A 9,263-nucleotide genomic window follows, 5' to 3' on the forward strand; every position below is an offset into this window, starting at 1 on the left:
GCCTAGAACATGCTGCACTCCGTGATCTGCCCAACGCCATCGGCCGGGCTTCTTGCTTCCTTGATAGGCTTTGCCTCACCTCGACGCTGCGGCGGCGCCGGCGGCCTCGGGACGGATCGATGCTGGCGAGGTCAAAATGCATCGGCTCTTTCCATTCATCATGAGGCAACGAGGCCGAACGAACGAACCGTAATAGCCTCCGCTAGAACGAAACGTCGAATTGATCGAGCCGTTTCTGCCGACGCCCCGAACTTGCCATTCAGGATATTCGCCAGATGCGGCCTAGACACGCCTACGAGCGCAGCAACCTCGGCCTGCTTTAGCCCCCGACGCCGTTGCTCCCGGTAGACCGATCGAGCGAGGTCAGACGGAATATGCCCACCGTTCCAGTCGCTTGCCGTTTCACCGCTGACCTCGCTCGAATTTTCAGGAAAGAGCGTGTTCTGTTGATCCTCTGGAAGGATGAACCTCATTCTCAACGTCCGCGAATTTTCAGAAGCCGGGAATGAACTCGGATCCAAGAGAGCCAAGGAGGCAGAGGAGGGGCAGAGAGGGAGGGAAGGACCGGGGGCCTCTTGTAAGACACTTTTCAAATGACAGCCAGAAACATAGCCATTCCAACCACTTAAACGGCTCAACGTCATTGACAGGCGATCGTGGAGAATTTCGACGGCATCAGCCCTATGGCGCTCTTTGACGAGTAAGCTGTCGTGAATGGAAAAACCAACCACGCCACGATTAAGAAGGTCGAGATCGGCACCCATTATCATATCGGAATCGATATTCATCAGCGTGTTGCCGAGGCCTTTTCCGAGATACGGGACCCATGGCCCGTGCCGCTTTTTCATATCGGAAATGATGGTGTTCGCCATGGGCATGAAGTCCCCCCACTCCTTCGTTCCAGCCCGCTTTGCCAGCGCTCGGGCCGTTTCATAGGCAACACCGCTTGTCCCGTTTATGCTCGCGCTGAATACCTTCTTCGCGATTGATCGCTCACAGTCTCCGAAATCATATGGCTCACCCTCTAGACGATATTGGGCGAGGGCTGAGATCATGGATGGATGAAGGCTTGGGAGATCAATTTCCACCGTTGGTTCGCCGTCAATCAATATGCGATTTCGCCATGTTTTCGGCAGGGACTGCCATGGTCCGTAGAAGCGCCCGTGGTGGTCGAAATCCTCTTGGAAGACACGATAGCCATCCGAATGCCAGGACCCGAAAAACTGATCCCGCAGAATGCCGGTTTCCCTATCCCTGATAGGAAGAACGACCGGACGGCCCGTCTGAAAAACGCCATGCCCCTCGATAGCGAAAACGACTGACTTGCGCGCCTCGTTTACGATCTGCACCTCGCGCCGCATGGATCGGGTTCGGTCGTTATCTTCGTAATCGACAGATCTACGGTCGTCCCCTCGGCCGGTTCGGAGAACGATCGTTTCTCTCGCTCGATGCGACAGCTCGCCCTTGTAGCCATCAAGGCGCTGCATCATCTCGTCGGTCGCCCGGAACGTGGATTCGATACCAGTCCTCGTCCCACGTTTGGCAATACGATTTTCTAGAAGACCACCCGCCGCTGAAGCGTCGATCGCACTGAGGGTGTAGGTCCTGGTCCATGCTTCGCTTCGATAGCGGCTTAGCCCGAAACGATTGTTGTTCCGAGAGTAATGGATCCACAGTTCGCGATCGCCCTGCGCAACTAGGTATGCCTGAGCAAGGACCGCTTCCAGCATTGCCCGGCGTCCATCCTTCTTCGGCTTTGGGAGCCCTAGAGCTTCTACAATATCGCTATCTGTCCAACGATCAGTCAGGCGCCTGTCGCCCATAAATCAGGCCCTTTAGAAGGGTCAGATAGGCCGATGGCACCTTGCAAAACTCGTAGCGGTCCGCTATTTTTTTGCTTACCCAAAGTGCAGTCATCGGTTCCCGCCGACCTGTTTCAAGAGAGCCCGGTCACTTCACATGGCCGGGCTTTCGCACATCATACTTGCATTTCTTGTCTGACTACAACACGCGCGCCCAACAGCGGACGAATGACGAACAATCTACGAACTGGTGGAGAGGCGTTTCCGTCGATGTTCTACGGTGAACGGCCTGACGCCCAAGGCTTCGGCGATCTCGATATCTGTCCTACCTGCATCCACAAGCTTTTGAAGTTCAGCCTCGCCTTCGCTGGTCAGCCTGCGGCCGCGCCCTTCGCCCGTTGTCCATACCGGGCCAACTTGGGCTGGTGCGGCGTCCGGGGCCACAGGCTTCGAGATGGGATTTCCGGTGATCTCGACGATGGCATTTTCAAGCCGCTCGATCCGCTCCAGCATGTAGGCGGCTTGTTCCGTGTCCGAGATCTCATCAAGGAAGCGATCAACCTTGAGATAGAATTTCGCATCGTCGCGCATCAGCTTCGCCAGGCGTGCCATTGTCTGCTGAGATCCCCGTGGGATTCTGATGTTCGTCTGTCGAATGTCGTCGGCCATTAGCTCGCTTGGGTGTGGGCTTCAGTAGCAAGACCCTAGCCATGCGCTAGCGTGCTGTCGATGCGATTGGGGACGGGCATATATAGCCCGCCCGATTTTTACCGCTTCCAAAAATTCCGGGTAAGCGTCAGCGCCGGCTCATGGCGGCAAAGTCGCCATAGTGACGCCGTTCGGCAGCATCCCGCGCCGCAATGGCGTCCGCCTTATCTTTGAACCGACCAAGATGGATATTGCGGCCACCAATGCCGATATCGGCATTCCACTTCGCGCCGCCGGCAATGGGCGAGACTCCAATCCGTCCGGAGGTATTCCGCCGACACAGACCCCGATTTCGGGCATTCTGAGCGAGAGTCGCTTCTCGCAAGTTACTCCAGCGATCGTCATCTCGGACACGATTCCGATGATCGACGATCGCACCAGGGCGCGGCCAGCTACCAGTCATGTACAAAAAGGCAAGCCGGGCTCCCCGGTAGAGCCGGCGATCGATCTCGATCTGTCGATATCCGTCATTTTTGATCGCTCCGGCCCGGCGACCTGCAACACATCCGGGTCGGGAGATCCGCCACCGGAATACACCAGTGGCAGGATCGTAATCGATTACCTCGCGGAGGCGTTCGACAGTGAGGACTGGCGGGTTCTCGGTCATCGCTGCGGCCTCCTTGCGAAGGCGCTTTCGGCAATGACGCGGGCAAGAGATGATGAAATGCCGTAACGGGCGCTGACCCACTCGGATTGAATGGAAAGTGGAGTTGCGCTATCTGAATGAGTGTCCCCGCCAAGAGACACGATTTCAGAAGCCCGTCGCTCCACGCGGCGGGTTTCGTTTATGTGCGTCATGGTGATTACGCGGCCTCCGACTTGGAAGCTGCGTTGAGGTGGTCAAGCAGTGTGCCAACACGCCATCCCAACTTACGCTTTGAAAGCTTGATTGGCGCTGGTACGTCGCCCACACGATAGAGACGCCGGAAATGCGGGAGACTGATATTGAAGAGCGCTGCCGCTTCGTCACTGCCAACGACACGCTCGCGAGATAGATCTGGGGAAAGTATATTCTTGCTCATAGCATCCTGACCCAATGCCGGCGCAAGGGGCGTCGACTTCATGGGGTCAAGAGTGAGCAAAGACTATCGGAAGGTCAGGGATTAACCTGTACAAACCGATATTAACTACAGCCGTGGGAGTTATTCCCTACCTAGATTTAGCCGATGCCAAAGGTCCCGAATAATCGGCTTGGCCCAATCGTCACTAGGGCCGTCGCTTCCGGCGGGCAAAGTCGCAGCGTATTTCTCAAGAGCTTTTTGACGAAGATCTGTCTGATTTTTGAAGATGACAGCGCCTTCCTCAATAAGAGCGAATGCCTCCAACTGGAATTTTAAGGCATCAAATTTTGGAGGACGCCCCCCCGCTGCACCTTTCTGCTTCGTGACGCTTTCGGCTTCCGGAGGAAGCTCAGGATGAAGCGACCAAGCTATTCGTTTCTGAACGAGCTTCCCGTCGAGATGCAATGACAGATCATCTTCAAACAAGAGCGTCCGACCAGATACGAACCCTATCCGTCGCTCATCAATCCAACAATCAGTGCAAATTTTCTCAGGAGGAATAACGGCCTTTTGTGAACCCCATATTGCTGTCCCACTTCCCAACAATGTTCCGAAAGAATCACTTTGAACGAAGAACGGTAGATGACCATTATATAATTCCTGTCTGAGCCGAAGCCATATTTCTTCTAAGAGTTTCCCTCTCCTATTCTTGTTCAATGTCTTATTGTCATTCGGCTTTAAGACCTTCTTTTCAGATTCGCTCAACACAGCCCCGGACTTTATCCGTTTTTTAATTTCGAATTTTTTTCTATCAAGCTGAGTATCCCGACACTCGTCAGCAACTAAGGACTCCCATTCGGATTTGCGCCATATCGAAGCGCAGCGCTCGACTGCAGTCGTAAGGGAAATGTATCCGTCCGGAATGAAATTGATCATCGCGCACCCTTTCGCGATTGCACCCTGAAAGGACCGCAGGGAAACGAGTGGGTGATCTCGCTTGTCGGCTGGCCGGCCTATCCCTGCGTCATATTAGTATCTAACGTTCCACCTTGGTTCTCAAGCGAACAACAGTGGCCGCAGCAGCTTCTCCGCAGCATTCTTCGCTCGCCACTGCGGCCAGAAGCATAGGACGCTGTAGGATCGTCCTGCCAAGTCCACCAATATCAGAAAGCTTGCTCCAAGACGGGGGCGCAGATGGCCTATGTCGGCCCCCAAGCTCGCCCAACCGTTATCCTCAATGCCGAATCCTTCAATCGAGTAAGAGAGGATTTTCTGGAATCGTTTATGGGCGTCACAAGTGTCACCCTATGATCTGGGGGACTTGCCGGGGCGAACGGCTTGAACGTGTCGGTCTCAGCGAGCCATTGAGCCAGGCCCCTCGCCTCGGCGAAGAATGGCAACGTCTTCTCGGTGATCCGGATGACGAGGCCCGTGTGAAGCCCACGCGCCGTGCGCCTGGTCTCGATCTCCAGATATCCCCATCGAACCAGATCCACGAGGTAGCGCCGGATCGTCCGCGTCGATCGAGACATGATCGAGGCCAGCGTGCTCTTGCACGTCGAGGTCTCCCGGCCTTTGCCGCATCGGGCGCGGACGACCTGCAAAAGAGCTTTCGCGTTTGGTGTCAGGCGATCGTCGCGCGCCGCCGTCGTGGCCATCGTGCCAGAATACTGTCGGGATGCGTTTGGGGCGGGGCGTGAGTGGCGCGGGCGGGGCGAACCGTACGATTGGACCTTACGCTTGCCGGCGTGCGTCTCCGGGGCTCCTATGGCCGCCGACCGTCGCGTTGCCTCGGCCATCGAGATCAGCCCGGCCGAATAGTCGCGCCAGATTGCCGCCTTGGCCTCGAAAGACGGCGCAGGCGCAGTTGTCCTGTCACCCGCCTCGAAGAGGTCAGGCGTCAGCGTTCGCACGCCCCAGGGCGCACGGGTTCGTTCTTCCGTCATGGTCTATCCTTGCGCGAGGCAAAGCGAGGCCGTGGCGGTGAGCCGCGAATTTCATTGACGATGAGATCGGATGGGCCTACTTCTGAAGGTGCTTATTCTTTCAGATGAGGTCCCAGGCGGCTCCCGCTTCGGGGCCTTTTCTTTTGCCTATTGCGTCTCCGCATTGGTGAGGGTGGCCGGCATTAGCGAGCGTCTTCCTTCAACGCTTCTGCTTCTGCCGGGGTGATGGTGCCGGGATCGGTTCGCGCGATCAGGACGCGGATAGCGTCCGACCGACTGGCGAGGTTGAACCGGGTCTTGATCTCGTCGAGCGCGGCGATTTCTCGCTCATGAAGCACGGCTTCCGTCGATCTCATACCGAGGGCGCGGCGCTTGGCGCGCATTTCCGCAATCGTCTCTCTGGCGGTCCTAGCCACGGCGTGCCGACTCCCTCAAACTAAACTAGTTTCAGGCTACGCGAGTCGTCAGGCAAGCGCCATGCCTCTGGACGATTGAAAATTAAGCTTTGCGTCAGGCCCGGACGGAAGGCGTGACCATCTAGCGGATACGCTTCGGGCTACTCGCGCGCTCGTACTGATCTCATCCACGCGCGTTGTGACTGCGGAGAAACCTTCACATGCCTCGCGCGCGTACTGGTCGCAAAAACGAGTAAATGCCCGTCGCCTGCTCCTCAGATCCCTCGCGCGCGCGCGTACTGGTCCGAAAATTCGTGCCACGCTTAGATTGCGGGCTGCGGCAGCGTCTTTGAGGCCCCGGCCTGGGAGCCCTGACGCATCATTACGCGATGGGCGGCTTGCCGTGTTTCTTCAGGACATCGTTTAGCGCCTCGACCATAAGGCTCTGCTTCGTATGCCGCTCGCCGGTCGATAGGGTCAGCTCACCCGCTAGAACGCCGAGTAGATGCCAGCTCTCTGGCGAAAGGCGGACCAAGACGCCCTTGCGGCCGTCGCCCTTTGCATTGGATGCCCGAGCTTCCTGGCGCTCCTCAGCGGCCTTCTCTGTCGATTCGATGCGGTCCAGATCCGGCACGGGCTTTCGCCGCTGCATATCTCGCAAGCTTGCTTTCGCCATAGCTTGATAGCTCCCTAGTGGTTTAGCGCCGTCGCAATCTCTCTTGCGAGTGCCGTGTATTCCTTCGTAGCAGAATTGTCGGCTCCCAACTCTGCTACGCTCTGCCCGGTCAAGATTGCGTTCGCCGAGACGACGCGGGATGGAATGAACGTCGTGCAGACCTTCAAACCATAACTTTCCATAACAGCCGCGGCGTCGGACACTTGCGATGGTCGGCCGAACGCACGCTTGGGAAGCGTCTGGTTCAGAACGGCAAGCGTCGGCTTCCCGATCGTCTCGGCCATCCTCGCGGTGCTCTCGGCCGCCGCAAGATCGAAAGCGTTCGGTCGGCACGGGATCAGAACGAGGTCGGCCGCGCGCATCGCCGTGGCCATGGTCGCGCTATCGTGTGGCGCCAGGTCGAGGATGGCAAAGCCGATCCCATCACTTCGTGCCGCGTCGAGAACGTCGCCCAGCCCCGCCGCGTTCGTTTCGACCAAGATAGGCGTTTCCGCTTCCCGCCGATCAAACCAAACCCGAAGCGATCTCTGCGGGTCCAGATCAATGATTGCTGAAGGTCGATCTGGCTCGTCGAGGTGAGTGGCGAGATTGAGGGCGATCGTCGATTTACCGACGCCCCCCTTCTCCGCTGCAATGGCGATGACTTTCATGCTTCGTCGCTCCGGACGGGTTTAGGAGCGTGCAAGCGTGAAGGCGTTGGCTTGTTCGAAGCTGGTGACGTTCAAAAGTCGCAATATTGATTGCTAGCAATGTAGCTTGATGGTTCGCTTTTTTGCTGTCATGTTGGGTTAGTAGTGATAATGACAGTTATCGATAGCAGGAGCCCCGGCCGTGAGCGAAGCCATTCAGATTATCCCGCCGACTGATATTCAGGGCGATATTGCACCGATTGATACGGGGCGGGCTCGGGCATATGCTGAGGCGTCGAAGGCGACGAACACCACGCGCGCCTATGCATCTGACTTCCGAGACTTCGCCGAATGGTGCGCCCGCAATGAGGTCTCGCCACTGCCGGCCAATTTCGGGACGGTCGCCGCGTTCCTTGCCTACTCCGCCGATCGCGGGTTGAAGGCCTCGACGGTATCGAGAAAGGCGAGCGCTATTCGGTTCGCCCATCGTGCGAAAGGTTTTCCGTCGCCAACGGAAAGTGCCGAAGTGGAGGTGACATTGCGTGGCATTCGTCGCCATCTCGGCACTGCTGCGAAGCAGAAGGCTCCCGCCATCGCCACGAATATCGCTGTGATGCTGTCGCGGGCTCCGAACAATGCCCACGGCAAGCGTGATCGTGCGCTGATTGCTCTTGGATTTGCGGGCGCATTCCGGCGCTCCGAATTGGTCGCCCTCAATGTTGCAGATCTCACCTTCACCGATGAAGGCGTTGACGTGATGGTCCGTCGATCGAAGACGGATCAAGAGGGGGAGGGCTTCGTGAAAAGCATCCCTGCCGGCAACGCCATCAAGCCCGTGCTGCTTTTGCGAGAATGGATCGAGTCCGCTGGCATCGAGAGCGGCCACGTCTTTCGCCGCGTTCGTCGTGGTGGGGCAGTAGGCGCCGAAAGTCTCACCCCGCAGTCAGTGGCCCTAATCGTGAAGCGGTATGCCGAGGTGTCTGGCCTCGATCCGGCTGCGTTCGCCGGCCATTCGCTTCGCGCTGGGTTCGTCACAAGCGCGGCCGAGGCTGGCGCCGACATCAACAGGATCATGGATCAGTCCGGCCATCGCGATCCCCGGACGGTGCGAACGTATATCCGCCGAGCGAACCGATATCGCGACCATGCTGGATCTGCGTTTCTCTGAGTTGCGCATGTCCCCTTAAAGGGGGACACGGCGCTCGGTATTCACCCTTATTAAACCCGTGCAGGGGATTTTGATGGAGCCACAATGTCGTGGCAGCTACAGCACCCTTGGCCCGTCGTTCGGTTATCTCGGACACGGGCCGCTTTTTGCAATCTCCTCTTGATCAAGCTTGGCAACCTTACGAACCGTCCGAGAGGATTATCATGTTTTCGGATTGATCATTAGACGGAATGCTGAGCGCAGAGCTAAACTTGAACAGCGGTCTTCGGCGTCGAAACGAAAAGCGGTCCAATGTTCGAGGTCAGCAGGATTTGAAGTGGTTAGATGATTTGCCTTGTGGCAGATTGGTGTTTCAATACCTGCTTTCACCAAGAACACGTAGCTACTCGAATGTTGAACCTTGAAATTGAGAGTGCCCGTCAGGAGACGGAAGCCTGGCATGCAGGTCGTAAAGCATTTCGCATTTCTGGCGAGCAAGCGATCTGTCCATACGACAACGGTGTGCAGGCGGCTGCTTGGAAACTAGGGCACGATGAGGAAAGAGAGAAACCGGCAAACAATCGAAAGCCGAGTTGGATTTTTTGGTCTCGTTGATTGTCTTCACGCATGAGCGCGCGATCACTGATCTTCATGCCGATTGACGAATTGCTCGACCTGCATCAGCATTCCGTCCGAACGGTGGAGGACCGTTCGCAAGACCGCCGAACACGGCATGGGAGAGAAACATGAAGAATTGGCTTTTGGCCTCGGCGGCAATGCTCGCGCTGACGCTCACGGCCGGCGCACAGACGCCGGAACTTCCGGACAATATGGAAAAGCTGCAGGGCATGCAGTCGACCGGCACCTCGATGGACTTCAGGACCGTGGAGCAGACCGGGGAATATGCCGATCAGCTCAAGAAGAACCTCGAAAACATCAACCTGCCCGACGGCTTCAAG

Annotated in this window: 9 protein-coding genes and 1 pseudogene; 2 read left to right on the plus strand and 8 right to left on the minus strand. The window is 57.2% G+C overall.

Annotated features, from left to right (window positions below; genetic code table 11):
- Positions 1-158: 158 nt before the first annotated feature.
- The 8 genes from U0C82_RS18525 to U0C82_RS18560 all read right to left on the minus strand — a co-directional run bounded on the left by U0C82_RS18525 (position 159) and on the right by U0C82_RS18560 (position 7,178).
- Positions 159-1,730, minus strand: a complete 1,572-nt coding sequence (locus tag U0C82_RS18525) for a helix-turn-helix transcriptional regulator (protein WP_322189293.1) — start codon at positions 1,728-1,730, stop codon at positions 159-161.
- A gap of 312 nt (positions 1,731-2,042) precedes the next feature.
- Positions 2,043-2,414: a hypothetical protein gene (locus U0C82_RS18530; protein ID WP_322189295.1), complete on the minus strand. Its 372-nt coding sequence runs from the start codon at positions 2,412-2,414 to the stop codon at positions 2,043-2,045.
- Between the two features lie 184 nt (positions 2,415-2,598).
- Positions 2,599-3,117: an HNH endonuclease signature motif containing protein gene (locus tag U0C82_RS19005; protein WP_416186725.1), complete on the minus strand. Its 519-nt coding sequence runs from the start codon at positions 3,115-3,117 to the stop codon at positions 2,599-2,601.
- Positions 3,118-3,652: 535 nt separating this feature from the next.
- Positions 3,653-4,447 (minus strand): hypothetical protein, encoded by a 795-nt coding sequence (locus U0C82_RS18540; protein WP_322189299.1) that lies wholly within the window; start codon positions 4,445-4,447, stop codon positions 3,653-3,655.
- Between the two features lie 263 nt (positions 4,448-4,710).
- On the minus strand, positions 4,711-5,457 hold the full coding sequence (locus U0C82_RS18545; protein WP_322189301.1) for a helix-turn-helix domain-containing protein: 747 nt from the start codon (positions 5,455-5,457) through the stop codon (positions 4,711-4,713).
- 182 nt (positions 5,458-5,639) lie between these two features.
- On the minus strand, positions 5,640-5,873 hold the full coding sequence (locus U0C82_RS18550) for a hypothetical protein (RefSeq protein ID WP_322189303.1): 234 nt from the start codon (positions 5,871-5,873) through the stop codon (positions 5,640-5,642).
- 361 nt (positions 5,874-6,234) lie between these two features.
- A complete protein-coding gene (locus tag U0C82_RS18555; RefSeq protein WP_322189305.1) occupies positions 6,235-6,528 on the minus strand; it encodes a ribbon-helix-helix domain-containing protein in 294 nt (97 codons plus the stop codon).
- A gap of 14 nt (positions 6,529-6,542) precedes the next feature.
- Entirely contained in the window at positions 6,543-7,178 is a 636-nt protein-coding gene (locus U0C82_RS18560) for a ParA family protein (RefSeq protein ID WP_322189307.1), read from the minus strand.
- A 181-nt stretch (positions 7,179-7,359) separates the two neighbouring features.
- On the opposite strand from U0C82_RS18560, the gene U0C82_RS18565 reads away from it, so the two are divergent.
- Together U0C82_RS18565 and U0C82_RS18570 are read left to right on the plus strand one after the other, a co-directional pair.
- Positions 7,360-8,325: a site-specific integrase gene (locus tag U0C82_RS18565; RefSeq protein WP_322189309.1), complete on the plus strand. Its 966-nt coding sequence runs from the start codon at positions 7,360-7,362 to the stop codon at positions 8,323-8,325.
- Between the two features lie 725 nt (positions 8,326-9,050).
- Positions 9,051-9,263, plus strand: a pseudogene (locus U0C82_RS18570) (PQQ-dependent sugar dehydrogenase); the annotation flags it as partial.

The sequence above is a fragment of the Fulvimarina uroteuthidis genome, from assembly GCF_034321785.1.
GTDB classification, from domain to species: Bacteria; Pseudomonadota; Alphaproteobacteria; order Rhizobiales; family Rhizobiaceae; genus Fulvimarina; species Fulvimarina uroteuthidis.